We start from the raw sequence: 25,817 nt of genomic DNA, 5'->3' as shown, positions 1-25,817 counted from the left end.
CGGACGCGACCGAGCGGCGTGCATCGGGAGGCGGGCGCGCACTGCGCCGCTGGCGGTAACCAGGGCGAGGTGGAAGGTGGTGGCCGGGTCGAGCTGCGTGCCCACGGCGGCGATCAGGACTTGGTCGTCAGGGCCAGTCAGCCCCAGCATCTCCGCGATCGAGGGAGTGCTGCTGTCGTCCGGGGGGATCAGGTACCGCCGTCGACGACCACCGCACCGCCGTAGTCGCGGACCTCGGTGAGGCCACGCTCGACCTGGGCTGTCGCAGCGTCTCCGGCGGACAGGTCGAACAGCAGCGGCAGTCCAGGCTCCTGGCCGGAGGTCTTGGGGGTGTAGAGCAGGCCGATGCCATCCGCTGTGGTGGTGATGTCCTGGCGCCAGGTGTCGGAGAACGCCTGGACCCGTTCGGTGAGCATCCGGACCCGGGCGAGGACCTCGGCCGGCGAGCGCAGCGCCTGGTCGGCCGCCACCGCCTGGGCCGCGCGCTGGTTGGCGGCGGCGAAGGCCAGCACCCGGCGGATCACCCGCTTCTGCTTCTTGGCGGCCTTGGCGAGTTTGCCGGTCACCAGGGTGCCGGGGAACCTGTTGTTACTCTTCTCGCGGTTACAGGGTCCGCAGATCGGCGCCAGATTGGCCGGTGCGTGTACGTCGAAGTCGGCGGGCAGACCGTGCTGACGGATCAGATCGGCCAGATGATCGTCGGTGGCCGTGTGCGGCAGGATGTGGTCGATCTCGACGGTGGCGAACAGCACCGGTGTCTCGCACCAGTAGCAGCGGGACTGCCATTCCTCGAACAGCACATGCCGCAAGATCCCGTTGTCGCCGCCCGGCCGGTATCGGACGTCGTCCATGGTGCTGTAGGTGGCCACCAATGCTCCCCCCGGCGCCTTGAGTTTCGGCGTCGCTGCTCAGGCCCGCGGTGAGCCACTGCTGCTGCTTGGTCAGTGGCAGGCTGAGGAAGCGCGCCTTCGCCTGCTGCTCGGCGGGGTCGCTTGGCACGAATAGTTTTTCGTTGCCGACGGTCCAGGCGACGAGGAGCTGCTGAGGATGTTCTTGCCGCGATGCGCGACGGCCACCACAGGCCGGCGCAGGCGCTGGCGATGAACGTGGCGGACCTGCCCTACGCGGCGTCCGCTTCGATGACGTCACCGGGTTCAAGTTCTGCGGACCGGTGATGAAGAGGGTAGAGAAGACCCGTGACTGCCATATGGAGGACTTCCGGCGCTCGGCGACACTGTGGCCGCTGCTCCGGTTGTTCAAGCACTTCAGCCCCGGTAAGGATGGAGTGCCTGACAGGCCGAACCGGCATGCGAGGGCGCACACGGTCGATGGTGTCCAGTACACGCCGGTGAACGCGTTGATCGCGACGATGTTCGCTGCATCGGTGCTTCGCGAGGTCCACGAGTCGCTTATCCTTGACAACGGCACACCCGGACCCGGCGAGCTGGAGGCCGGCACGGACGGCAACGTGCCCGACGTCGAGTAGACGCGTCGCGCGCGCCGTCCGGGCGCTGGCACGATAGATCCATGCCGAAGCCGATTCCCACGTACGCCGGCCCCGCTATGGACATGCGCGAGGCGGCGTTCGAGCTGGCGGCCTGCCTCCGGGGTGATGTGCAGGTCGACCAACCCGACGTGCTGCTCGCGCTGATCCGCGCCACGGCGGTTGCTCTCGGCAACAGCATCTCGGAGATGGCCGACGCCGCCGATTCGGCGGGGCAGGACGCCGCGGCGGCTCTGCTGCGGAAGGCGCTGGCCGATCAGCACGGGTCGGCGCAGGCCCTGGCTGAGGCGGTGCAGGCGCTGACCCGGCCGCGGATGCTCCGCGGCTGACTGCCGTGGTGGTCCGGCTTTATGCAGCCCTCGGTACCCCGTCGGCGGGCGCGCCATCCCGCGCGGGCGGCTGTGCTGTGTTGTGATGTCGCATGATCAATCCCACTCCTCTCATGCAACTCGTCGCCGGCGTCTGGGGATTCAAGACTCTCGCGGTCGGCGTTGATCTCGGGCTCTTCACGCGGCTGGCCGACGGGCGGGCCCTCACAGTCGAGGAGGTCGCCGCCGAGTTCGGGCTGGCCGAGCGCCCGGCGGACCTGCTGCTGGCGGCGTGCGCTTCCCTCGGCCTGTTGGAGCGGGCCGGCGCCGGCTACCGCAACTCCGAACTCGCTGAGCAGTTCCTGGTCGAGGGCCGCCCCTACTACTTCGGTGCGCAGGTGCGCTATTCCGACTTGCGAACCTACCTGCCCTGGCACCGCATCGGTGAGGCGCTGCGCACCGACCGGCCCCTCACCTGGGACCCCCAGTCCCAGCAGTCGATGTTCGACACGACGGACCCGGAGATGCTGGCGCAGTTCTGGGACGCCATGTACTCCACCTCCAGCTTCACCGCCCGGGCGTTGGCCGACGCGTACGACTTCGGCGCACACACCCGGCTGCTCGACGTCGGCGGCGGCGCCGGTGCGTTCCCGATTGAGTTCTGCGGCCGTCTGCCCGACCTGCGGGCGACCATCCTTGACCTGCCACACGTCTGCGTCCGGGCCGAGGAGCGGATCGCGGCGGCGGGCCTGACCGGGCGGATCTGCCCGGTCGCTGGCGACTTCCTCGCCGACTCAGCGCTGCCGGACGGGCATGACGTCATCCTGCTCAGCATGATCCTGCACGACTGGGACGAGCCGACGAACCGGGCGCTGCTGACTAAATGCCACGCGGCGCTGCCACCCGGCGGGGCGATTGTCATCTGCGAACTGCTGCTCAACGACGAGCGCACCGGCCCGCCGGAGGCGGCACTGATGGGTATGAACATGCTGGTCGAGACCGAGGGCGGGAGGAACTACTCCGGGGCCGAGTACAGTGCCTGGCTCGCCGACGCCGGCTTCGTCGACATCCGCACGGTGCCGTTCGACGCCCCGGGAGCGAACGGCGCGGTGGTGGCGCGACGGGCCTGACCGACGGGACCGGGGTGACCTCCCACATTCTGAGAGGTGGGTGTCTTTGAGGCACCCCACCTTGCCGCAGCCGTAACCCGGCGGTGACATCAGCCGATGTGGTGGGTAAGGGGTATCGCGCTGCCGAACGAGAGGGCTCTTCGGGGAGTGCGAGGAGAGCCGGCGCCTGGCAGCGGACGCCGGCTCTTCCCTGGATGCGGGGTCAGCTGCCGGAGGTGGCGGCGGCGACCAGCCATGCCGGGTCGCGGTCGAGGGTACGCGCCGCCGGCAGCCGGACCCTGCCGATCGAGGTCGACATGGCCGACCACGAGCAGGCATCGCTCGCTACTACGCCACGGTGGTGCAAGGGCTCTCCGTACAAGCCCGCGACGGCGCGACCCGCACCGAGATGGAAGCGGTCATCACCTGCGCGATGGCCGGATGGGATGCCCTCACCTCCGCGCAATCAAGCATCGACAGCTGAGCCACTGGTCGCTGGCAGGGCCACCAGATGCGGGCCCAGGCGGTGTGAGATCGATCGCCGGTGGGAAGGCCTGGGACAGCCGGAGGTGTTGTGCGGCACATGCCGAAGACGGATGTAGTGGTTGTCGGGGCCGGGCAGGCGGGGCTGTCCAGCGCGTACCACCTGCGCTCCTCCGGTCTCGACTTCGCCGTCCTGGACGCCGACCGGGCACCCGGAGGTGCCTGGCAGCACCGCTGGCCGACCCTGCGCATGGCGACCGTGCACGGGATCTTCGACCTGCCCGGAATGCACTTCACGCCACCACCGCCGGACGAACCAGCGGCCGACGCGGTGCCGGCCTATTTCGCCGACTTCGAAAGTGCTTTCAACATCAACGTGCAGCGGCCGGTCGCCGTCACGGCCGTCCGGGACGCCGGCGACGGACAACTCCTCGTCGAAACCGACAAAGGCACCTGGACCACCCGGGCCCTGATCAACGCAACGGGAACATGGACCAGACCGTTCGTGCCGTACTACCCCGGACAGGAGACGTTCCGCGGGCGGCAGCTGCACACCGCCCACTACCGTGGCCCCGCGGAATTCGCCGGGAAGCGGGTGATCGTCGTCGGGGGCGGAACGTCGGCCGTGCAGCTCCTGATCGAGATCGCCGACGTCGCGGCGACGACGACCTGGGTCACCCGACGCCCGCCGGTGTTCCGGACCGGGCCGTTCACGCCCGACTACGGACGCGAGGTGGTCGCCAAGGTCGACGCACGCGTACGCGCCGGCCTGCCCCCGGGAAGCATCGCCAGCGCGAGCGACCTGGCGTGGACACCGCAGCTGCTCGAAGCCCGGGAACGCGGTCTCCTCGTACGCCGGCCGATGTTCGACCGGATCGTCGCCGACGGCGTCCGGTGGCCCGACGGCGCGGCACAGGACGCGGACGTCATCCTCTGGTGCACCGGTTTCCGGCCGGCGCTCGACCACCTGGCCCCGCTGCGGCTGCGCGGGCCCCGCGGCGGCATCGTCGTGGACGGCACCCGGGTGGTCGCCGATCCCCGGATTCACCTGGTCGGCTACGGGCCGTCCGCGAGCACGGTCGGCGCGAACCGCGCCGGGCGGGCAGCCGTCCGGGAGCTGCGTGCGCTTCTGACGGCGCCGGTGAACCCGCACGGCATCGCCGCGTAGCTCGGGCAGAGCCCCAGACCGGACCGCCGTCTCCGGCACGCCGCTCGCCGCCCGCGGCACCGTCGTTCCCGCTCCGTCACGGACCCGCTCATCGCCGCACCGCCCCTTTCGTGCCGGTTCTCGGCGCCGTGCCGCGCTGTCGACAGCCCGGACTCGGGAGAGGTCGCGCAGGCCGAGCGCGGAGTGCGCGGCGAGCGTCACCCAGGGTGTCGGCGCGGGGAAACGCCCGGCTCGGCGTGTCGTGCCTCGCAGTGGGGCCCGGCGGCGGGGCGTGGCTACCGGAATGCGGGCCAGTGCTCCACCGTTAGGGCCCGCGCTGGAGGGCCGCCAAGGCTCGAGCAGTGTCTTTAGCGGGACGGTTCTGCTGCTCGATGTGCTGCTTGACGATGCTCAGCGGTGCCCGCCGGTGGAGACCCCTCGTCGCCGAAGGCGTCCCTGGGTGCGCCACGTCGTGCCAGGCCACCGTCACCATCGCCGCGCTGTTGCAATGGTCGCCATCCTTTGAGGGCACGGCCTGACGCAGGTGCTTGTCATGCATGCGGCAAAGGCCGTCTCCGCACGGGATGACGGCCTTTGCGGTGCACCTGCGGCTCAGCCGGGGATCTCCCGGGGGTCACGGCTGCGGGGGTAGGTGTTCTTCTCGCCGATGGTGCCGTCCTGCTTCTTGATCACGTGCTCGGCGTCGCGCTGCTTGGCCATTTCCCGGCCGGCGGCCTCCGCTTCCTCCTTCGTGCCGTGAACGCTGCTCGCCCGCTGGTTGCCCTCCGGGCGGTTCTTCCACTGGTCGTCCTGCGGATACGTCTCGATGTCGCCTTTAGCCATGGTCGTGGCCTCCCTGGTCTTCATGGTCGGTCACAAATATCTGCCCCGCCTGAGTGCACTTTGAAACGTGGGGGAGGGGGCTGCGCCGGAGCCCGCCTCTGCCCGGCCGGCGACGGTGAGGTAGCTGTCGGCTTGCCGCACACCGCCGAGATGAAGGCCCGGCGTCGGCCTGCGTATCGTGGCCGAGGGAAAGGGCGGTGGCACGGTGCGGACCAGTCGACTTGAGGCGTTCAGTGACGGAGTGCTCGCCATCATCATCACGATCATGGTGTTGGAGCTGAGAACGCCGGAGGGCCACCGGCTCTCCGACCTGCTGCACACGACCGGCGTAGGGCTACTGACATACCTGCTCAGCTTCGTCTACGTGGGCATCTACTGGAACAACCACCACCACATGTTCCACCTGGTAGGCAGGGTCAGCGGCCGGGTGCTGTGGGCCAACCTCGGGCTGCTGTTCTGCCTGTCGCTGTTCCCGTTCACGACGGGCTGGATGGACGAGTCGAGGTTTGCGCAGACCCCGGTCGTCATCTACGGACTGAACCTGCTCGGTGCCGCCATCGCCTACTTCGTGCTGCAAACGGTCATCATCCGACAAGAGGGACCGAACTCGCCGCTGCAGCAGGCGATCGGCAGGGACGTCAAGGGCAAGATCTCCCCGGCGTTCTACACCGCCGGAATCCTCAGCGCCCTGCTGGTCGACCGCGGCGGGCAGGTCGGCGTGTGGATCGCCCTGGCGTGCTTCGTCGCCGCCGCGATCCTGTGGATCGTGCCGGACCGGCGCATCGACCGGGCAGCCCGCCAGCACGAGACCCCGGCCTGAGCCTGCGAGGCCGGCCGCGGCGACGCCTGGTGCGCAAGATGGCGAGGCCATCGCCGCCGAGATCATCGCCCAGGCCCGGGGAGGCTCGGGCCGTACGCTGACCGGCCTTGTGGTCCCGATGCACCAGCCGCTGCACTCGGAGTGATCCGCTCGTGCCGCAGCCTGATCCGGTCCGGCGAGACCTGTGCGGTCACCCCACTAGCCTCGGCCGCGGATCATCGACATCAGCAGCCCCGTGGGTCTCGGCGTCGCCGGCCACTTCCGCACCGCGATCGACCGCGACAACGACGGCGTCGTGGTCAACGCCTTCTACCGCCACTCACGGATCAAGTACTACCTCAAAGATCGCCGAGCGCTACGCATCGAAACCGTCATCAACGACACCTACGACATCGGCGTGCTACGCCGCCTGGAACACCTCGACGAGGTCATTGCCAAAGCCCGTGACGCCAACCGCCGGCTGCTGGACACTATCCGTGCCGGTCAGAGCTGCGTCCTTGCGAGCCCAGTCATCGAACGGGTCGCACAGCCCACCCTCACCGAGGATGGCAGGAGGGCCCCAGCGCTACGCTTCGCCGACCCTCGGGTCATGGCCCTGACCGGCGCCCTATGCCTGAGCCTGTTCGCCGTCACCGGCGTCACCAACAACAGCCTTCGCGCCTTGACCGCCCGGATGCTCGGCACCGGCTACACCACCAGCCAAATGACCTACGACCTACGCCGTCTCCGGTTCAACGGCCTGATCCGACGCATCGAACACACCCACACCTACGTCCTGACCCCCGACGGCCAACGCCTCGCGATCTTCTACACCAAACTCAACGACCGCCTCCTACGCCCACTCCTCGCCGCCGATCAGCCCCAAGCACCACCAAACCTCCGCCAAGCCCTCACCACCATCGACCACCACGTCGACGACTACATCGCCCAAGCACGACTCAAAACCGCAGCCTGAAAACCTGACCCACGTGTTCAGATTCTCGAACCCAAGGATCTAGCGGCGGTCAGGGCGGCACCGCGCCGCCCCCGCCGCCGCGACGCACTAGACGTGCGTGATCACGTTCTTGCCGTACGCGGTGAGGGTCTTCTCCTTGTCGTCATGCATGAGGTAGAGGGCGAAGTTGTGAACCCCGATCTCCTTGAGCTCCTGCAGCCGGTCGACATGGGCCGACTCGGGGCCGAGCAGGCAGAATCGGTCGACGATGGCGTCGGGTACGAAGTCGGTGGACGGATTGCCGGCGCGGCCGTGGTGTGCGTAGTCGTAGCCCTCGCGGCCTGTGATGTAGTCGGTCAGCGCCTTCGGCACCACGCCGGAGTCGCCGTAGCGGGCGACCAGGTCGGCCACGTGGTTGCCGACCATGCCGCCGAACCAGCGCAGCTGGTCCCGTTGGTGTACGAGGTTCGTACCCACGTAGGCGGGGGCGGCCACGCATATCGTGATCGAGTCCGGATCCCGGCCGGCGGCGCTGGCCGCGTCGCGTACCGTGCCGATCGTCCAGCGGGCGATGTCCGGGTCGGCGGTCTGCAGGATGAAGCCGTCGGCCTGCTCGCCGACCAGCCGCAGCGCCTTCGGGCCGTAGGCGGCCATCCAGATCTCCAGCTTGCCGTCACGCACCCACGGGATGCGCACCGGCGTGCCGTGGTGTTCGACGTCGCGTCCCTCGGCCAGTTCCTTGATCACCCGCATGGCGCTGCTGAGGGTGGCCAGGCTCGCCGGCGGTTGGCCGATGACTCGGCGGGCCGAGTCACCGCGGCCGATCCCGCAGACGGTTCGGTTGCCGAACATGTCGTTGAGGGTGGCGAAGAGTGACGCGGTGACCGACCAGTCGCGGGTGCTCGGGTTGGTCACCATCGGTCCGACGATCAGGTGCTTGGTCGCGGCGAGGACCTGCGAGTAGATGACGAACGGCTCCTGCCACAGCACGCAGGAGTCGAACGTCCACCCGTAGCGGAATCCGTTGTCCTCGGCGGCGGCGAGGCCCGCCACGACGTCGCGAGCGGGCGGGTCGGTCTGCAGTACGACACCGAAGTCCACGGTCAACTCCTTGTCAGACCAGGTACTGGCTGAGGTCGCGCTTCAGGAACGTGCCGTGCCCGGCGGCGCCGTGGAAGGCGTTGTCGTCGACGACGATCCGGCCGCGGGACAGCACGGTGGAGACCTTCCCGGTCAGCCGCATGCCCTCGTACGCGGAATAGTCCACGTTCATGTGGTGGCTGCCGGCGGAGATGGTCTGCTCGGCCGTCGGGTCGTACACCGTGATGTCCGCGTCCGCGCCCGGGGCGATGACGCCCTTGCGAGGGTAGAGACCGAACATCCGGGCGGGCGTGGTCGAGCTGATCTCGACCCAGCGCGGCAGGGTGATCTCGCCCTTCACGACGCCCTGGTAGAGCAGGTCCATCCGGTGCTCGACGCCTGGCATCCCGTTGGGAATCTTCGAGAAGTCTCCCCGGCCTAGCTCCTTCTGGTCCTTGAAGCAGAAGGGGCAGTGGTCGGTGGACACCAGCGACAGGTCGTTGGTGCGCAGGCCCCGCCACAGTTCCGCCTGGTGCTCCTTGGGGCGTAGCGGGGGAGAGGCGACGTACTTCGCGCCCTCGAAGTCAGGCCTGGCCAGGTCGTCCAGCGACAGGAACAGGTACTGCGGGCAGGTCTCGGCGAACACGTTCTGCCCGGTGTCGCGGGCCTGGGTGACCGCGTCGAGGGCGTGCGCGGCGGACAGGTGCACGATGTACAGCGGTGCGCCGGTGACCTTCGCCAGGGTGATCGCCCGGGAGGTTGCCTCGCCTTCCAGCTCGGGCGGCCGGGTCAGCCCGTGCTGTACCGGGTCGGTCCGCCCACTCGCCACTGCCTGCGCGACGAGCTGGTCGATGGCGATGCCGTTCTCGGCATGCATCATGACCATCGATCCGGTGTCCCGGGCCTTCTGCATCGCCCGCAGGATCTCCCCGTCCGTGGCGTAGAAGACACCCGGGTAGGCCATGAACATCTTGAAGGTGTTCACGCCCGCGTCGATGCAGGCCTCCATCTCTTTGAGCGACGTGTCGTTGACGTCCGAGACGATCATGTGGAACCCGTAGTCGATCGCGCAGTTACCGTCGGCCTTGCCGTGCCACTTGTCCAGCGCGGACAGCAGCGACGTTCCCTTGCCCTGCACGGCGAAGTCGATGATCGTGGTCGTGCCGCCCCAGGCCGCCGCGATCGTCCCGCTCTCGAAGGTGTCGGCCGAGAAGGTGCCCCCGAACGGCATCTCCATGTGGGTGTGGCCGTCGATGCCGCCTGGCACCACGTACTTCCCGGCGGCGTCGATCACTCGCTCGGCGCCGGACGCCCACTGCCGGGCCAGACCCGAGTCCGGCGCGGCGAGCGCGGCGATCCGCTCGCCCTCCACCAGCACGTCCGCCGGGTACTCCCCGGTGGCGTTGACGACTGTTCCGTTGCGGATGACGATGCTCACGGCGTCACCAGCGATTCGTAGGTGTCCGGCCGGCGGTCGCGGTAGAACGCCCACAGGTCGCGCACCTCGGCCAGCCTGTCCATGTCGAGATCGCGGATGACGACCTCTTCTTCGGTGTCGGACGCGGCGTCGCCGACCAGTTGCCCCCGCGGGTCCACGAAGTAGGACTGGCCGTAGAAGTCGTTGTCGCCCAACGGTTCCACGCCGACCCGGTTGATCGTGCCGACGTAGTACTCGTTGGCGACCGCGGCGGCCGGCTGCTCGAGGCGCCAGAGGTACTCCGACAGGCCCCGGCTCGTGGCGGAGGGGTTGAAGACGATCTTCGCGCCGGCCAGCCCCAGCGCCCGCCAGCCTTCGGGGAAGTGCCGTTCGTAGCAGATGTAGACGCCGATGCGGCCCACCGCGGTGTCGAACACCGGATAGCCGAGGTTTCCCGGCCGGAAGTAGAACTTCTCCCAGAACCCCTTCACCTGCGGGATGTGGTTCTTGCGGTGCTTGCCGAGGTAGGTGCCGTCGGCGTCGATCACCGCCGCCGTGTTGTAGTAGACGCCTGGTTGTTCCTGCTCGTACATCGGCACGATCAGCACCACACCGTGCTGCTCGGCGATCTCACGCATCAGCGCGGTCGTCGGCCCGTCGGGGATCGCCTCGGTGTACGAGTAGTAGTCGGCGTCCTGCACCTGGCAGAAGTACGGACCGTAGAACAACTCCTGCAGGCAGACGACCTGTGCGCCCTGTGACGCGGCGCTGCGGATCGCCTCCACCGCGTTCGCGATCATCGACTCCTTGTCGCCGGTCCACTTCTGCTGCACCAGCCCGGCTCGGATGATGGTGCTCATCGGTTGTCCTCCTTGGCGTGAGCGGTGCGCGGCAGCGACAGCGCCAGGTAGACGACGAACGCGCCGACCAGACCGGCGACCCAGCTGTAGTCGTAGAGCGGCTTGAGCCACGGGATGAACCCGTCCTCGGGGAACGGCCCCTTGCCTGGGGCGGAGTAGGCGCCACCCACCGCGAGGACCGCGCCGACGACGGTGGCGACGATGGCCGCCCAGTTCCAGCCACCGGAGAACCAGTACCGGCCCTCGGGACGGTAGAGGCCGGGCAACTGGAGGCGCGTGCGGCTGCGGACCCAGTATCCGGCGATGAGCACCCCGGCGACGGCGCCGAGCAGGCCGCCGTAGAACCCGAGCCACACGAAGATGTAGATGTTGGGGTCCTGCACCAGCCGCCACGGCTGGATCAGGATGCCGAGCACGCCGGTGATCAGCCCTCCGGTCCGGAAGTTGACCAGTCGGGGTGCGGCGTTGGAGAAGTCGTACGCCGGGCTGACCGTGTTCGCAGCGACGTTCACCGACAGCGTCGCGACCACGACCGTGAACAGGCCCAGCGCGACGACCAGGGGGTTCTCGAACTTGGCGGCGAGCTGGATGGGGTCCCAGATCGCCTCGCCGTAGATCACGGCCGTGCCGGAGGTGATCATGATCGACAGGATGGCGAAGAACGACATCGTGGTGGGTAGGCCGAGGACCTGGCCGTACGCCTGCTGCCGCTGGCTGCCGCCGAACCGGGTGAAGTCGGGGATGTTGAGCGACAGGGTCGCCCAGAACGCGATCATCGCCATCAGGGATGGTGCGAACAGCTTCCAGAAGTCGGCGCCCCAGCCCAGCTTCGACGGCTCGGACAGGATCGGGCCCAGCCCGCCGGCCTCGACGATGACCCAGATCAGCAGGGCGACGGCCACCACGATGACGAACGGCGCTGCCCAGTTCTCGAAGCGTCGCAGGGTGTCCATGCCCCGCCAGATGATCGCCATCTCGATCGCCCAGAACAGGAAGAAGGAGGCCCACAGCGTCCACGGGTGGTCCATGAACCGCGCCGCGTCGACCCACCAGGAGCCCAGCAGTTTCCCGGCGATCGCGTAGATCGCCTCACCGCCGATCCAGGTCTGGATGCCGAACCAGCCGCACGCGATGAACGCGCGCAGCAGAGCCGCGAGGTTGGCGCCGCGAACTCCGTAGAACGCGCGGGCGAAGACCGGGAACGGAATTCCGTACTTGGTGCCCGCATGGCTGTTCAACAGCATCGGGATCAGGACGAGCAGGTTGCCCAGCGTGATCGTGAGGAACGCCTGCACCCAGTTCATGCCGAGCTGGATGAGCCCGGCGGCAAGCAGGTAGGTGGGGATGTTGTGCGCCATGCCGATCCACAGCGCCGCGAAGTTGTACGTGTTCCAGGTGCGCTTCTCGATCGGTACCGGGGCGAGCTCCTCGTTGAAGTAGCGGCTGTCGGCGATCGTGGAGAAGTCGCGCAACTCGACTCGGCCGTCCGGATGGGTGATCTGCGTGCCGGGTTCGACCGCGGTGGTTTCGGCCGGGGGCAGGGGCTCGACGGTCATCGGTCACCTCCTGATACGGTGCCGCAACACTGGCCGACCAACCCGGCTCACGCGCTCCTGGTGGGCGGTTCAGCGCGATCTTTATCTGGGAATGGTGGGTGTCGCGAGCCCGCCACGGGCAGCGGCAAAGTGTCCACGCTTGCCATGATCGGGGCACACTCTGTCCACGGCATGCCCGCACCGAGCTGTCAATCCGCACGGTGGGTGGATTAGCGCTGCGAGGGGTCCTACGCGTCGAGTTCGTGCACCAGGAGCGCGACGTACAGCGACAGCACCGACTCCGGGTCCTCCAGCGACACCCCGAGCACCTGCGCGATCCGCGACAGCTGCTGGTAGTAGGCCGTACGCGACAGGTGCGCCGCGGCGGCCGCCGCCGACTTGTTCCCGCCCTGCTCGCAGTAGCAGCGCAGCAGCTCCACCAGCCGGCTGCGCTGGTGGGCGTCCCGCGCCAGCAGCGGGCCCAACTCCCGGTCTGCGAACGCCTGGACCCGCTCGTCCTCCCGCAACAGGTGCAACAGGCCGCGCAGGCGCACGTTGTCCAGCTTGTGGTAGAGCTGCGCGCCGGGGGTGCGGAGGGCCGCCCCCGCGACGTGGGCCGCCTCGCCGAGGCTGCGGCGCACCTCGGCGGCGTGTGACACGGTGGTGCCGACCGCCACCAGCACCGGGCCGGCTGTCGAGCGGTGTACCTCCTCGGCCAGCCGACGTAGGACCGCCTCGATCCTGGCGTGGGCGGGTAGCGACAACAGCGCCCGTACGCTCGTGTCGTCCACGACGCCCACCAGGGCGGGCACCGACACCCGCCGTGCGGCCGACGCGGTCACCTCGGCGAGGTCGCGCAGCACCTCCTGAGTGGCCAGCGCAGGCGCGCGTGGCGTCACGTGCCCGGGCCGGATCGCCACCCCGACGAGCTGCCGTCGTTCGAGGCCGACGCCCAGAGCGGCCGCCCGGGCGGCCAGATCCGGCGGCGGTACCGACTGACCGAGCAGTTGCGCGAGCAACATCCGATGCGTCTGCCGTTCCAGACTCTCCCGATCACGTGCCACGAGCCGATGCACCGCCAGCGCCGACGCGGCCCGCTCCGCGACCACCATGTGCCGGTGCGGCGGAGGGCCCGGCGAGAGCAGCACCAGGCGTCCCCAGTCGGCGCCCTGCGCGCCGACCACCGTGACCAGCCAGCCGGCCTCCTCGTCGTAGGCCGTTCGCTCGGGCACGGCCACGGACCGGGACCGCTGACTCCAGTCCGCGAGCAGCTCGGTGGGATCCTGCCCAGCCGCGTCGTACGCGAGCACCTCGTGCCCCAGCGTCTCCAGCACGACGGGCAGCCCGGAGATCCTGGCCACCTCGCGCAGCACCTCGGCCGGCTCGGCCCCGGCCACGGTGAGCGAGGTGAACGTCTCGTGCACCTGCTCGGCGGCCCGCAGCTCGGCGAGCTGGGCGTCGACGATCAGCGCCACCACCGCCTCGGTGACGGACACGAACCGCGTCTCCTCCGCGAGCGTGATCAGGGGGAGTCGGTGCCGGTCGGCCGCTGTCACGAGCGCCTCGGGTACGTGATCGTTCCACCGGCGGACCAACTCGATGACCAGTCCCGCCGCGTGGACCGCGGCTAGGTCGTCCACGTAGCCCGTGAGCGCCGCCGGCTCCTCCGGCAGCGCGATGCCGGTGGTCAGGACCAGTTCCCCACCGCGGAGCAGGTGCGCGATGTCGGCGACCTCCGCCACGTGGACCCAGCGGACCCGGCCCTGCATCCCGGCCGACCCGGCCACCACCTGCGGCCTCGCCCGCCGGATGACCGGCAGCGCGACGGCATCTGCGACGGAGGGATACATCGCGACCTCCCTACTAGCGGGATTGCACACAACGTAATGGCAGCGGCCGCAGAGCGGTACAGGTTGCACATAGCGGTTGGACAACGAATGCCGCCACACTCGCCCTACCGGCGGAGATACGGAGGACGCGATGGCGCACCGCGAGCTGCTGACCAGACACCGGTCCGTGATGCCGAAGTGGCTGGCGCTGTACTACGAACAGCCGATCGAGTTCGCCAGCGCGTCCGGTCGCCGGGTGACCGACCGGGAGGGACGCACCTACCTCGACTTCTTTGCCGGCATCCTCACCAACGCGATCGGCTACGACGTGGCCGAGATCAGCGACGCGGTCCGGTCGCAGATCGACACCGGCGTGCTGCACTCCTCCACGCTCTACCTGATCCGGTCGCAGGTCGAGCTCGCGGAGAAGATCGCGGAGCTCTCCGGGATCCCGGACGCCAAGGTGTTCTTCACCAACTCGGGCACCGAAGCGAACGAGACCGCGCTGATGCTCGCCACGCAGCACCGGCGCAGCGAGCAGGTGCTCGCCCTGCGCAACTCCTACCACGGCCGCGCCTTCGCCACCGTCGGCATCACCGGTATCCGCGGCTGGTCGGCCAGCGCGCTCAGCCCCGTCAAGGTGAGCTGGGTGCACGGCGGCTACCGCTACCGCAGCCCCTTCCGGGACCTGTCCGACGCGGACTACGTCCGCGCCTGCGTCGCCGACCTGCGCGAGATCATCGAGACGACGACCGCGGGTGACGTCGCGTGCATGATCGTCGAACCGATCCAGGGCGTCGGCGGCTTCGCCACCCCACCGGACGGGCTGTTCGGCGAGTTCAAGAAGGTGCTCGACGAGTACGGGATCCTCCTCGTCTCCGACGAGGTGCAGACCGGCTGGGGCCGCACCGGCGAGCACTTCTGGGGCATCCAGGCGCACGGCGTCGTACCCGACGCAATCACCTTCGCCAAGGGCCTGGGCAACGGCCTGGCGATCGGCGGAGTCATCGCCCGGGCGGACCTCATGGACTGCCTCGGCGCCAACTCGATCTCCACCTTCGGCGGCAACCCGCTCGCCACCACCGGCGCTCTGGCCTCGCTCAACTATCTCCTGGAACACGACCTCCAGGCCAACGCCGCAGACCTGGGTGCCCGGCTGCTCGACGGCCTCCGTGCGGTCGCGCAGGCACATCCCGTGGTCGGCGACGTCCGCGGCAAGGGCCTGATGATCGCGCTGGAACTCGTCGGACCCGACGGCGCGCCCCACCCGGCGGCCGCCGCCGCACTGCTGGAGGAGTCCCGGGAACGTGGACTGCTCGTCGGCAAGGGCGGCCTGTACGGCAACGTCATCCGCCTGGCACCACCGATGACGCTGACCCGGGCCGAGGCGGACGAGGCGCTTGAGATCCTCACCCAGTCGATCGAGGCCGTGGCCAAGGAGGTGCAGCAGCGATGAGGACCACCCACTGGATCGGCGGCAAGCCGTGGAACGGCGTCGCCGAACGCGCCGGCGACATCTACGACCCCGCCACCGGACAGATCGCAGGGCACGTCGACTTCGCGACCGCCGCGGTCGTCGACCAGGCCGTCGCCGCCGCCGGCGAGGCCTTCACCCGCTGGCGTACGGCTTCCCTCACCCAGCGGTCAAACGTGATGTTCGCTTTCCGGGAACTGCTGAACGCCCGCCGGCCCGAACTAGCCAAGATCATCACTGCCGAGCACGGCAAGGTGCTGTCCGACGCCGCGGGGGAGATCCAACGCGGGCTGGAGAACGTGGAGTTCGCCTGTGGCATCCCGCAGCTGCTCAAGGGCGGATTCAGCGAGAACGCCTCCACCCAGGTCGACGTGTACTCCCTCCGGCAGCCGCTCGGCGTGGTCGGCGTGATCACCCCGTTCAACTTCCCCGCCATGGTGCCGTTGTGGTTCGCGCCGAACGCGATCGCGTGCGGCAACAGCGTGGTCCTCAAGCCGAGCGAGAAGGACCCGTCCGCGGCGAACTTCCTCGCCGAACTGTTCGCCGAGGCCGGGCTACCGGACGGAGTGTTCAACGTCGTGCACGGCGACAAGGAGGCAGTCGACCGTATCCTCGAACACCCGGCGGTGAAGGCGATCTCCTTCGTCGGCTCCACCCCGATCGCCCGCTACGTCTACGAGACCGGCACCCGCAACGGCAAGCGGGTGCAGGCGCTCGGCGGCGCGAAGAACCACATGGTCGTCCTGCCCGACGCCGACCTCGACCTCGCCGCCGACGCCGCCGTCTCGGCCGGCTTCGGCTCGGCCGGCGAACGCTGCATGGCCATCTCCGTCGTCGTGGCCGTCGACCCGGTCGGCGACGCGCTGGTCGGCAAGATCAGCGAGCGGATCGCCGCGCTCCAGGTCGGCGACGGCCGTCGGCCGGGCTGCGAGATGGGACCGCTGGTCACCGGTGCCCACCGCGACCGGGTGGTGTCGTACCTGGACGCTGGACGGGCCGCGGGGGCAGAGTTGGTGGTCGACGGGCGAAACCACCTTATCGACGGTGACCGAGCCGGCTTCTGGCTCGGGCCGACCCTCTTCGATCACGTCGACACCGACATGACCATCTACACCGACGAGATCTTCGGACCGGTGCTCTCGGTGCTGCGCGTGCCCAGCTACGACGACGCCGTCGAGGTGGTCAACACCAACCGCTACGGCAACGGCACCGCCATCTTCACCAACGACGGCGGCGCGGCCCGGCGCTACCAGAACGAGATCGAGATCGGCATGGTCGGAGTGAACGTCCCGATCCCGGTCCCGGTTTCGTACTACTCATTCGGCGGGTGGAAGGACTCCCTGTTCGGTGACGCGCACGCGTACGGGCCGGAAGGAGTGAACTTCTTCGTCAGATCCAAGGTGGTCACCAGCCGGTGGCTCGACCCCTCCCACGGTGGAGTGAACCTCGGCTTCCCACAGAACAGCTGAGCACCAGAACCTGAGGTCGGGAGCCGGCGTAGAACAACGGAGGGCGGAAGCGCCTCCCGCCCTCCGTTCGGTTACTGGGTGAGTTCGGCGACCTGATCGGCCGTCAACCGAAGCACCTCAGCAGGTGCCTCCGCGCGCGCCCTGGCCGCGACGGGTGGGTCGGCGGGCCGTCGCAGATGCCAGTCCGTCGTCGCCTGGTACGCCGCCACCACCGACAACAGCCGGTCCTCGGCGTACGGCAGGCCGCCGAGGATCGTGCCGATCGGCACGCCGGCGGCGGTGAGCCCGATCGGGAAGGCGATTTCCGGTAGGCCGAGGATGTCGAACGGCACCGGGTCGGTCTGCACCACCACGTCGCAGACGTCGAACAGGTCGTTGAGCACCCGTTCCATCAGCAGCAGCTTGGCTCGCTGGCCGGTGAGGAACTCGTTGCCTCCCAGTAGCGCTCCCTGCAGCCAACTGGTCACCGACACGCCGAAGCCGCGCAGGTCAGTCCGCAGGTACGGCATGAACGGCTCGCTGCGCTCCGGCAGCCGGATGTTGTTGAAGGTGCCGCCGGTCAGTTGGCTCCACCCGTCCGGCAGGGGAACGTCCACGAGCGTGGCGCCGGGTATCTCGGCGAGCTGGGCCAGGTACGCCTGGCGGGCCGCCGCAGTGGCCGAGGTGCCGTTGGTGAACCCGGGCAGCACCCCGATCCTGGTGGGCCAGCGCAGCTTGATCCGGTTCCTCTGGTACACCGGCGTGGCCGCGCCGATCAGATCGGGCACGTCGGGCAGCCCCTGGCTGCGCGGGTCCGCCGGGTCCTCGCCGGCCATCGCGGTGAGCATGATGGCGGCATCCTTGGCGTCCCGCGCCAGCGGGCCCGGATGGTCGCGGGTGTAGCTGAGCGGGATGACGCCGGCCGCTGACACCCGCCCCATGGTCGGCTTGAGCCCGGTCAGGTTCTGCGCGTTCGAGGGGGCGGTGATCGAGCCACCGGTCTGGGTGCCGATGCCCGAGGTGGCCATGCGACCGGCGACTGCCGTGGCGGTGCCGGTGGATGATCCACCGGGATCGGTGTTGCGGTTGGTGGGCGTCCAGGCGTTCACGGTGGTGACCACGCCGGCGGGGGTGGTGGCACGGGTGGTGGCCAACGGGCCCATCTGCGTCTTGCCGAGGACGATGGCACCGCCCGCCTTGAGCCGGCCTACCGCCGTCGCGTCGTACGGCGGCACGAAGTCCTTGAACAGGAAGGAGTTCGCGGTGGTGAGGACGCCTTCGGTGTAGTAGTTGTCCTTGATCGCCAATGGTATGCCGTGGAGTGCACCGGCCCGCGGCCCGTGGGCGGCGTCGCGGGCCGCCGCGATGGCCGCCTCGGCGAGCACCAGGTTGAAGGCCTGGTAGGTGCCGTCGTACGTGGAGATGCGCGCCAGGTACGCCTCGAGCAGTTGCTCGGGGGTCAGCTTGTCGGCGCGGATGAGCCAGGCCGCCTCAGCGATGGTCAGCTCGGTCGGATCGGCGACGGCCTCCGGCCGGGGCCGGGTGTAGGCGTTGGGCTGGTCCAGGGCACGGCTCCTGGTCCCCGGGTTCACGGTCAGGGCGCTGTTCGCCAGCGCCATCGAGGGCGCGGCGACGGTTGCGCCTGCGGCAGAGGCGACGGCCAGCGCGGCAGCGCGGGCCAGGAACGCCCGGCGGTCGATCGAGCGGTCGAGTGGTTCGACAGTCATGCCTTCCGCCATTCTGCGCTGTTCGAGGGGTACAGGACCGGCACATGTTGCTGCGACAGCGCCTTCCCGACCGCGGGGTCCGTCCCGGCGGGGGCGGGCATCTGGTACGCGGCCAGCGCCGCCACGGTGCCGCGCAGGAACGAGCGCAGCGAGGCGAGCACCGACTCCTGGCCGGGCGAGCCGGTCTCCGGGTCGGGGGCGCTGCCGGGCGGGAGTTGGTCGAGATCGATACCGAGGGCGGCGAGCCGAGCCCGGATCAGGACGTTCAGCTCGGCGTCGGTGGGCGGATTAAGGGCCATGGGTGCTCCTCTGGTGCTGCACGTCGCCGTGTTCCATCGAAGTGAGCTGAACCTAGGCAGGTCACCGCACGCGGGCGTATGTCGGTCGGGCAAATTGAGGAACTCTTGAGTGCGGCGGTCCGACGTGGACGGCAGCGAACCGCACCGAGCAAAGGTCACGGGGAGATAACTGGGGGGTCCATGACCGTCGAAGATCACTAGCCTCGATGGCTGACCAGGCGACCTCGTCTGGAGTTGGGTGGAGGATGGATGAACCTTCGAAGGAGGGCAGTCTCGCCCGTCGCGGCGGTCGGTGCCCTGGCCATCATCACGAGCCTCACCACGGGCGCCCTGCCGTCGGTGGCACAGGCGGCTCCGGCGTCCGCGGCAGCTGACGCCCCGATCACCCATGACGAGAACCCACGGGTTCCCGAGGGGGCCGCGTGGACGGAGACGTACTTCCCGTCCTCGGACGGCAGTGGGGTCGAGTTGCATGCCGACGTGCTGCGCCCGGCACACCTGTCGCCGGATGTGAAGACGCCGGTGATCCTCTCGGTGGGGCCGTATTTCTCGCACGCGGGGGAGACCTCTCCCGCCGGGTGGGATCGGGTCGGGCCGTCGGCGCGCTTTCAGGACCTGGTCGACGGCGCACGGCTCATGGAGCGCGGATACACCTTCGTGATGGTCGACCTGCGCGGCTTCGGCGGCAGCACGGGGTGCCTGGACTTCCTCGGCCCGGGGGAGCAGGCCGACATCACGGCGGCCGTCGAGTGGGCGGCGAGCCAGCCGTGGTCGACCGGCAAGGTGGGCATGTACGGCAAGTCGTACGACGCCAACACCGGGCTGGCGGCCAACGTCCTCAAGCTCCAGCCCCTGCGGGCGATCGTTGCCCAGGAACCGACGTGGAACAGGTACAACTATCTGTTCAGCAACGGAGTGCCGCGTTCCAACGCGACCAGTAGCCCCCGGAGCTACTACTCGATCGCGACGATGCGGCCGCTGGCCGATGACAGCGACCACTACAAGGCGAACGCGGAGTACGAGAAGAATCACCCCGAGTGCGAGAGCGCCAACCGCACCAACACCCAGAACCCTGACCCGAAGTCGGCGTTCTGGCGTGCCCGTGACTTCGCTTCCCGTGCCGCCGGTTCCCAGACGCCGCTGTTCGTCACGTCAGGCTTCATCGAGGACAACACCAAGCCCGAGGAGATGCAGAAGTACCTGGCCAACCACCAGGGTCCGGAGCGCGGTTGGCTCGGCCAGTGGGAACACGTGCGCGGCAACGAGACCAACGGCAAGGGCCAGCTCAAGATGGGGCGAGCGGGCTGGTTCGACGAGGTGATGCGGTTCTACGACCAGCACCTGCGCGGCATCGAACCGTCGATGGCCGACCCGGCGTTCTCCGTCGAGGACAGTCTCGGGAACTGGCGCGCCCAGCCGACCTGGCCGGTGACCAACGACGCGTACAAGGTGAAGCTGTCGTCCGGGCAGTACGTCGACGACGGCGGCCAGGCGCAGAGGACGGCCCAGCCGATGACCGCGCCGGAGGCCTCGGGCTCGGACATCGAGTACACGCCGGAACCCGGTTCGCCGGCGACCGACCAGACGGCTCTGTTCAGCGCCGACGCACCCGGCAACAGCTACTGGACCTTCTCCACGTCCGCCTCGGAGCAGGTGCGGATCACGGGCACGCCGGAGATCACGCTGAAGACCCGGGGACAGGGCAACGTCTGGGTACGGCTGTGGGACGTCGCTCCGGACGGCAAGGCGACGATGTTCAACGAGAACGTCGCAGTGCTGGACCACAGCGGATCGACCTCGTTGGCCCTGAAGGCGACGGACTGGACCTTCCAGCCGGAACATCAGCTGGGGGTCCAGATTGGGACCATCACCTCAAGGGGCTGGCGCGGCACTCCCTCCGGTCAGACGATCACGGTCACCGACGCACGGCTCGCCCTGGAGGTGCAGGACCCGCGGTTCGACACGCCCACCCAGGGTGACCGATCGCCGTACCTGGACCAATATGTGGTGGCGAACAGCATCACGCTCGACAACGTCGGCGCCCCCACCTTCCCGCTGAGCGTTTCGAAGCAGGGCTGACCAAGCACCGGCTGCCTGGCACTCGCCTGGCGGGTGCCAGGCAGCCCGTTGCGTCCCTTGACCCCGGCGGGGCGCTGTAGTTGTCGGCACCTGTCGGAGGCATGGGAGCAGCGTGGTCGTCAGGGGCCGGTTCATCCGAGTCGGACCTGCTCGGTTGGGTGACCAGCGACCCAGACCCAGAGCGCCGGCCATACCCAGCGCCCGACTGCGGTACAGACTGGCGATGCGCCGCATCGCTGCGATCTGGTTGTACTACTTCCTCAACCGGGTGATCTTGATGGCATCGCGGGTCTGGGACGGTGTGCTTCGTAGCAGGCCCGACGGCGGGCGTGGCTACGATGGGCCGGTCGACGCCGGGGCGTCATCGGCACGAAGGAGGCCACGTTGACCCCGAGCACCGCGTCGCGGACCGTGGCGGACGCCCGGCGCGCCGACCGGGACTGGCGACGCCAGGTGCCCCGGGCCTTCGCCACGCTGCTCTGGGTGATCGCGGTCGTCTGCGCGCTGGCCGCGCTGAGCAGCGCCGTCCGCTCCGACATCCAGCCGGTCCGCACCGCCATCGACGCCCTGCTGCTGCCCGCCCCCGCGAACCTGGCGTACGCGGTCTTCCTCGGCACCCTCGCCTCGGCGGTGCTGCGCCGCAAGCGGCTGGCGTACTGGGTGCTGGTCGGCTACTTCACCCTCAGCCTGGCCGTCGGCGTGCTGGCCGGCGTGCTGCTCCTGATGGTCGGCGGCAACGACCTCACCGATGACGCCGGGGAACGGCTGTTCAACTCGCTGGAGACGGTCGGGGTGTGGGTCGGCATCGTCTTCGCCGCCGCGGCCCTGGCCCTGCTGCTGGCCGCCCGCGGGGTCTTCTACGCCCGGGTACGCAGCGGCAGCGTCCGGCGGGCCCTCGGAGTCTTCCTCGGGCTGGCGGCGGTCGCGGTCGGGCTCGGCTACCTGCTGCTCCTCGTCGAGCCGGGCAGCCTGCGAACCTGGGTGGACCGGCTCGGCTACGCCGTCGAGAAGGTGTTCGGCGGCGCCATTACCCTGGACGTCACCCGGCAGGGGCAGGCGCCCGGATGGGTCAACCTGCTGCTCGGCGGCTTCGGCGGGATCGCCTTCATCGCCGGCCTCTTCACCCTGCTCCGGTCGCAGCGGGCCGCCGCCGTGCTGCACCCCGACGAGGAGGAGCGGATCCGGGAACTGCTCGCCCGGCACGGCGGGCGCGACTCGCTCGGCTACTTCGCCACCCGCCGGGACAAGGCGGCGATCTTCTCGCCCAGCGGCAAGGCGGCGATCACCTACCGGGTGGTCAATGGAGTCAGCCTGGCCAGCGGGGACCCGGTGGGGGACCCGGAGGCGTGGGGGCCGGCCATCGAGGCGTGGCTCGAACAGGCCAGCGCGTACGCCTGGACCCCGGCGGTGATGGGCACCAGCGAGGCGGGCGCCAAGGCGTACCACCGGCACGGGCTGAAGGTGCTGCACCTGGGGGACGAGGCGATCCTGCTGGCCCGCGAGTTCGACCTGGACGGGCGGGACATGCGCCCGGTCCGCCAGGCCGTGCACCGGGTGGAGCGGGCCGGCTACACGGCCCGGGTGCGCCGGCACGCGGAGATCCCGGCGGTGGAGCTGTCCGGGCTGGCCAGCCTGGCCACCGCCTGGCGGGACACCGAACACGAGCGGGGCTTCTCGATGGCGCTGGGCCGGCTCGGCGACCCGGCCGACGGCGACTGCGTGCTCGTCGAGGCGCGGGACGCGGACGGCCGGGTGCGGGCGCTGCTGTCGCTGAGCCCGTGGGGAGCCGACGGGCTCTCGCTGGACCTGATGCGCCGGGACCGGTCGGCCGAGAACGGGATCACGGAGTTCCTGGTCGCGGCGCTGATGGGTGCGGCACCCCGGCTCGGCGTCGAACGGGTGTCGCTGAACTTCGCGGTGTTCCGGTCGGTTTTCGAGCAGGGCGCCAGGATCGGCGCCGGCCCGGTCATCCGGCTGTGGCGGCACACCCTGCTCTTCTTCTCCCGCTGGTGGCAACTGGAGTCGCTGTACCTCTCCAACGCCAAGTACCAGCCGCATTGGACACCGCGCTACCTGTGCTTCGGAGAGCGCCGGGAGTTGGCCCGGGTGGGCCTCGCCGCGGCGGTCGCCGAGGGCTTCGTCGCCCTGCCGGGCGGGCGGCCCAGCCCGCTGCAGGGCGCGCCGCCGGCCGGCGGCGGAGTGGGCTACGTGCCGCCGGCCGCCGCGACGGTCCGGGCCGTGCCGCCGGAGCCGGCCGAGGTGCACCTCCCCGAGCAGACCCGGGTACGCCTGGCGAAGCTGGACCGGCTGCGCGCCGAGGGCGTCGACCCGTACCCGGTGGGTTTCGCGCGTACCGACGGCTGCGCGGCGGTGCGGGCACGGCACGCCGGGTTGGCGCCGGACACCGGCACGGGGGAGAGCGTGTCGGTGGCCGGCCGGGTGCTGCTGGTCCGGGACCACGGGGGCGTCTGTTTCGCGACGATCCGGGACGGCAGCGGCGACCTGCAGTTGATGCTGGAGCACGACCTGGAGCGGTGGCGTGCCACCGTCGACATCGGCGACCACGTCGGCGCGACCGGCGAGGTGTACGCGACCCGGCGCGGCGAGGTGTCGGTGCGGGTGGCCGACTGGCGGCTGACCGCCAAGTGCCTGCGCCCGCTGCCGGACAAGCACCACGGGCTGGCCGACCCGGAGGCCCGGGTCCGGCAGCGCTACCTCGACCTCGCCATCGATCCGGCGGCGCGGGACCTGCTGCGGGCCCGCGGCGCCGTACTGCACAGCCTGCGGCGCTCCCTGGCCGACCGGGACTTCCTGGAGGTGGAGACGCCGATCCTGCAGCGGGTGCACGGTGGCGCGAACGCCCGCCCGTTCGTCACCCACAGCAACGCCTACGACCTGCGCCTGAGCCTGCGGATCGCACCCGAGCTGTATCTGAAGCGGCTGGCCGTGGGCGGGATGGAGCGGGTGTACGAGCTGGGCCGGGCGTTCCGCAACGAGGGCGTCGACCACAGCCACAACCCGGAGTTCACGGTGCTGGAGGCGTACCAGGCGTACGCGGACTACCACGTGATGCGTGAGCTGGCCCGGGAGCTGATCGTCGCCGCGGCGATCGCGGTGCAGGGGTCGCCGGTGGTGCGCCGCCCCGGGACGGGCGACACCGTGGACATCGGGGGCGAGTGGCCGGTCCGTACGGTCAACGAGGCGGTCTCCGCGGCGCTCGGCGAGGAGGTCTCCGCCGACACCGACCTGGCCGCCCTGCGCAAGCTCTGTGACGCCGCCGGGGTCGCGTACGACCCGCGCTGGGAGCGCGGCGCGGTGCTGCTGGAGGTGTACGAGCGGCTGGTCGAGGCGCGCACCGAGGCACCGACGTTCTACCTGGACTTCCCGACCGACGCATCGCCGTTGACCCGGCAGCACCGGGACGACCCGCGGCTGGCCGAGCGGTGGGACCTGGTGGCGTTCGGCATGGAGCTGGGCACCGCGTACTCGGAGCTGGTCGACCCGACGGAGCAGCGGCGCCGGCTCACCGCGCAGTCGTTGAACGCGGCCGGCGGGGACCCCGAGGCGATGGAGCTGGACGAGGACTTCCTCACCGCGCTGGAGTACGCCATGCCGCCCACCGGCGGTCTGGGCCTGGGCGTGGACCGGCTGCTGATGCTGCTGACCGGCCGGTCGATCCGGGAGACACTGCCCTTCCCGCTGGTCCGGGACTCCTCGTGAGCCGGGTCGGCCGGGCCCGGGCGCTGCCGGGGCTGGCGCTCGGGCTGGCCGGTGTCCTTTACTCGTCGTGGCTGGTCGGGCCGCTGCTGAACCCGGCCTTCGGCCTCCTCGACGGGTACGCCAGCGAGCTGGCCGCCCGGGACCAGCCGTACCACCTGGTGTTCGGCCTGGGTGACCTGGTCGTCGGCGCGCTCGCGTCGGCGACCGGGTTGGCACTGGCCTGGCGGGCCCGGGGCTGGCCGCGGTGGGCCTGGTGGGGACTGGTCGCCTTCGGCGTGGCCACCGCCCTGGACGGCACGGTGAGCTCGATGGACTGTGCGCCCTCGGCCGACGTGCGCTGCGCCCGGTTGGCGGAGCTGGGCGCGCTGTCCTGGCGGGACCAGTGGCACTCGGTCAGCTCGTCGGTGGCGATCGCCGCCGCGCTGGCTTCCCTGCTCGCGCTGCTGGTGAGCCGGCGCGGTCGCCGCGCGTCGTTCCGCTGGGGCCTGGCGGTGGCCGCGGTGCTGCTGGTGGGCACGGCCGGCACGCTGCTCGAGGTGGCCCACCCGGACGCGGCGCTGGGCGCCTGGCAGCGGGTCCAGCTGCTCGGCCTCTCCGGCTGGCTGCTCTACGCCGGCGGCATTGTCGCCACGCAGGGTGACACCGGGTCCTAGCCGGCCGGCGTGCCGGGGTCGCTGATGGCGGTGGCACAGACGGGGCGTACGTCCTGGCCCAGCTCAGCGTGCTGACCGACCGGCGCGGCCACCGGCTTCGCGGTTGCGGGGGTCAGGTGCGCCTGTAGTTGGTCGTCGGTGGGCTCCACCAGGAAGCTCCCGTCGGGCCAGACCAGGGTGGGAATGCGGCGTTGCCCCTGCTGCAGGCGACGGACCAGTTCGGTCGCGGCCTGGTCCTCGTCGACGTCGACGTACAGGTACGGGACGCGAGCAGCGTCGAGCAGGGCTCGGCTGCGTCGGACATCGGGGCACCAGCCGGTGCCGTACACGACGAGCTCGTCGTGGTGGGGAAGATCGTTGACGGTCAGGTCGGCCTCCTCGTCGCCGGGGCAGCTGGCGATGCCGTCGACGGGTCGCGCGGGGTCCCCTTCAGGCGGCGGGCCAGCCAGCTGCCGGCCGTGAACCAGAACATACCCCTCACCGGTATTCCTTTCAATGCTTCGACACATCGCCTGCCAGTCGGCGGACGTAGGCCGCGTCACTTGACG

General features: G+C 70.0%; 21 protein-coding genes. 11 read left to right on the top strand and 10 right to left on the bottom strand.

The genetic code is table 11. From position 1 onward, the window contains the following. Nucleotides 1-188 precede the first annotated feature (188 nt). Complete coding sequence (locus B0E53_RS01385) at nucleotides 189-869, bottom strand: HNH endonuclease signature motif containing protein (RefSeq protein ID WP_107074250.1); 681 nt, start codon at nucleotides 867-869, stop codon at nucleotides 189-191. A 305-nt stretch (nucleotides 870-1,174) separates the two neighbouring features. Between B0E53_RS01385 and B0E53_RS01380 the strand changes: the two genes are divergently transcribed. The 4 genes from B0E53_RS01380 (at nucleotide 1,175) to B0E53_RS01360 (ending at nucleotide 4,572) form a co-directional block, all read left to right on the top strand. Further along, on the top strand, nucleotides 1,175-1,486 hold the full coding sequence (locus tag B0E53_RS01380; protein WP_146167538.1) for a hypothetical protein: 312 nt from the start codon (nucleotides 1,175-1,177) through the stop codon (nucleotides 1,484-1,486). A 41-nt stretch (nucleotides 1,487-1,527) separates the two neighbouring features. After that, nucleotides 1,528-1,833 (top strand): hypothetical protein, encoded by a 306-nt coding sequence (locus tag B0E53_RS01375; protein ID WP_107074248.1) that lies wholly within the window; start codon nucleotides 1,528-1,530, stop codon nucleotides 1,831-1,833. Between the two features lie 92 nt (nucleotides 1,834-1,925). Continuing rightward, the gene (locus tag B0E53_RS01370) at nucleotides 1,926-2,942 is read left to right on the top strand and encodes a methyltransferase (protein ID WP_107074247.1); all 1,017 of its coding nucleotides are present in this window, start codon (nucleotides 1,926-1,928) and stop codon (nucleotides 2,940-2,942) included. A gap of 562 nt (nucleotides 2,943-3,504) precedes the next feature. After that, a complete protein-coding gene (locus B0E53_RS01360; protein ID WP_210405852.1) occupies nucleotides 3,505-4,572 on the top strand; it encodes an FAD-dependent oxidoreductase in 1,068 nt (355 codons plus the stop codon). A 591-nt stretch (nucleotides 4,573-5,163) separates the two neighbouring features. On the opposite strand, the gene B0E53_RS01355 is transcribed toward B0E53_RS01360, so the two are convergent. Then, on the bottom strand, nucleotides 5,164-5,394 hold the full coding sequence (locus tag B0E53_RS01355; protein WP_107074274.1) for a DUF2188 domain-containing protein: 231 nt from the start codon (nucleotides 5,392-5,394) through the stop codon (nucleotides 5,164-5,166). A gap of 178 nt (nucleotides 5,395-5,572) precedes the next feature. On the opposite strand from B0E53_RS01355, the gene B0E53_RS01350 reads away from it, so the two are divergent. Together B0E53_RS01350 and B0E53_RS01345 are read left to right on the top strand one after the other, a co-directional pair. Beyond that, a complete protein-coding gene (locus B0E53_RS01350; protein WP_246835158.1) occupies nucleotides 5,573-6,214 on the top strand; it encodes a TMEM175 family protein in 642 nt (213 codons plus the stop codon). A gap of 235 nt (nucleotides 6,215-6,449) precedes the next feature. After that, nucleotides 6,450-7,169: a hypothetical protein gene (locus tag B0E53_RS01345; RefSeq protein ID WP_107074245.1), complete on the top strand. Its 720-nt coding sequence runs from the start codon at nucleotides 6,450-6,452 to the stop codon at nucleotides 7,167-7,169. Between the two features lie 87 nt (nucleotides 7,170-7,256). On the opposite strand, the gene B0E53_RS01340 is transcribed toward B0E53_RS01345, so the two are convergent. The 5 genes from B0E53_RS01340 to B0E53_RS01320 all read right to left on the bottom strand — a co-directional run bounded on the left by B0E53_RS01340 (nucleotide 7,257) and on the right by B0E53_RS01320 (nucleotide 13,890). Next, on the bottom strand, nucleotides 7,257-8,249 hold the full coding sequence (locus B0E53_RS01340) for a TIGR03842 family LLM class F420-dependent oxidoreductase (protein ID WP_107074244.1): 993 nt from the start codon (nucleotides 8,247-8,249) through the stop codon (nucleotides 7,257-7,259). Nucleotides 8,250-8,262: 13 nt separating this feature from the next. Further along, nucleotides 8,263-9,666: a dihydropyrimidinase gene (gene hydA, locus B0E53_RS01335; RefSeq protein WP_107074243.1), complete on the bottom strand. Its 1,404-nt coding sequence runs from the start codon at nucleotides 9,664-9,666 to the stop codon at nucleotides 8,263-8,265. Next, nucleotides 9,663-10,505 (bottom strand): nitrilase-related carbon-nitrogen hydrolase, encoded by an 843-nt coding sequence (locus tag B0E53_RS01330; protein ID WP_107074242.1) that lies wholly within the window; start codon nucleotides 10,503-10,505, stop codon nucleotides 9,663-9,665. The genes hydA and B0E53_RS01330 overlap by 4 nt, the downstream gene beginning before the upstream one ends. Further along, on the bottom strand, nucleotides 10,502-12,061 hold the full coding sequence (locus B0E53_RS01325; RefSeq protein ID WP_107074241.1) for an NCS1 family nucleobase:cation symporter-1: 1,560 nt from the start codon (nucleotides 12,059-12,061) through the stop codon (nucleotides 10,502-10,504). The genes B0E53_RS01330 and B0E53_RS01325 overlap by 4 nt, the downstream gene beginning before the upstream one ends. 227 nt (nucleotides 12,062-12,288) lie before the next feature. After that, nucleotides 12,289-13,890: a PucR family transcriptional regulator gene (locus B0E53_RS01320; protein ID WP_107074240.1), complete on the bottom strand. Its 1,602-nt coding sequence runs from the start codon at nucleotides 13,888-13,890 to the stop codon at nucleotides 12,289-12,291. Between the two features lie 130 nt (nucleotides 13,891-14,020). Here B0E53_RS01320 and B0E53_RS01315 point away from each other — a divergent pair, with 130 nt between their 5' ends. Both B0E53_RS01315 and B0E53_RS01310 read left to right on the top strand, forming a co-directional pair. Further along, nucleotides 14,021-15,325: an aspartate aminotransferase family protein gene (locus B0E53_RS01315; protein WP_107074239.1), complete on the top strand. Its 1,305-nt coding sequence runs from the start codon at nucleotides 14,021-14,023 to the stop codon at nucleotides 15,323-15,325. Beyond that, a complete protein-coding gene (locus B0E53_RS01310) occupies nucleotides 15,322-16,812 on the top strand; it encodes a CoA-acylating methylmalonate-semialdehyde dehydrogenase (RefSeq protein ID WP_107074238.1) in 1,491 nt (496 codons plus the stop codon). The genes B0E53_RS01315 and B0E53_RS01310 overlap by 4 nt, the downstream gene beginning before the upstream one ends. Before the next feature lie 71 nt (nucleotides 16,813-16,883). Here the strand turns inward: B0E53_RS01310 and B0E53_RS01305 are convergent, their stop codons facing one another. After that, a complete protein-coding gene (locus B0E53_RS01305; protein ID WP_210405851.1) occupies nucleotides 16,884-18,518 on the bottom strand; it encodes an amidase in 1,635 nt (544 codons plus the stop codon). Next, nucleotides 18,515-18,817: a hypothetical protein gene (locus tag B0E53_RS01300; RefSeq protein ID WP_107074236.1), complete on the bottom strand. Its 303-nt coding sequence runs from the start codon at nucleotides 18,815-18,817 to the stop codon at nucleotides 18,515-18,517. Before B0E53_RS01300 ends, B0E53_RS01305 begins: the two co-directional genes overlap by 4 nt. A gap of 249 nt (nucleotides 18,818-19,066) precedes the next feature. Here B0E53_RS01300 and B0E53_RS01295 point away from each other — a divergent pair, with 249 nt between their 5' ends. The 3 genes from B0E53_RS01295 (at nucleotide 19,067) to B0E53_RS01285 (ending at nucleotide 25,269) form a co-directional block, all read left to right on the top strand. Then, nucleotides 19,067-20,896 (top strand): CocE/NonD family hydrolase, encoded by a 1,830-nt coding sequence (locus B0E53_RS01295; RefSeq protein WP_107074235.1) that lies wholly within the window; start codon nucleotides 19,067-19,069, stop codon nucleotides 20,894-20,896. 384 nt (nucleotides 20,897-21,280) lie between these two features. Continuing rightward, entirely contained in the window at nucleotides 21,281-24,616 is a 3,336-nt protein-coding gene (gene lysX, locus B0E53_RS01290) for a bifunctional lysylphosphatidylglycerol synthetase/lysine--tRNA ligase LysX (RefSeq protein WP_281492821.1), read from the top strand. Then, nucleotides 24,613-25,269: a DUF998 domain-containing protein gene (locus B0E53_RS01285; protein WP_107074234.1), complete on the top strand. Its 657-nt coding sequence runs from the start codon at nucleotides 24,613-24,615 to the stop codon at nucleotides 25,267-25,269. The genes lysX and B0E53_RS01285 overlap by 4 nt, the downstream gene beginning before the upstream one ends. Here the strand turns inward: B0E53_RS01285 and B0E53_RS01280 are convergent. Continuing rightward, nucleotides 25,266-25,811 (bottom strand): glutaredoxin domain-containing protein, encoded by a 546-nt coding sequence (locus tag B0E53_RS01280; RefSeq protein WP_246835157.1) that lies wholly within the window; start codon nucleotides 25,809-25,811, stop codon nucleotides 25,266-25,268. The two genes, B0E53_RS01285 and B0E53_RS01280, sit on opposite strands and share 4 nt — an antisense overlap. Nucleotides 25,812-25,817: the final 6 nt, after the last annotated feature.

Origin of the sequence: Micromonospora sp. MH33, assembly GCF_003013775.1 — a bacterium.
GTDB lineage: Bacteria > Actinomycetota > Actinomycetes > Mycobacteriales > Micromonosporaceae > Micromonospora > Micromonospora fulviviridis.
Note: the sequence above shows the minus strand (reverse complement) of the source record. Positions and strands in the feature narration are given on the sequence as shown.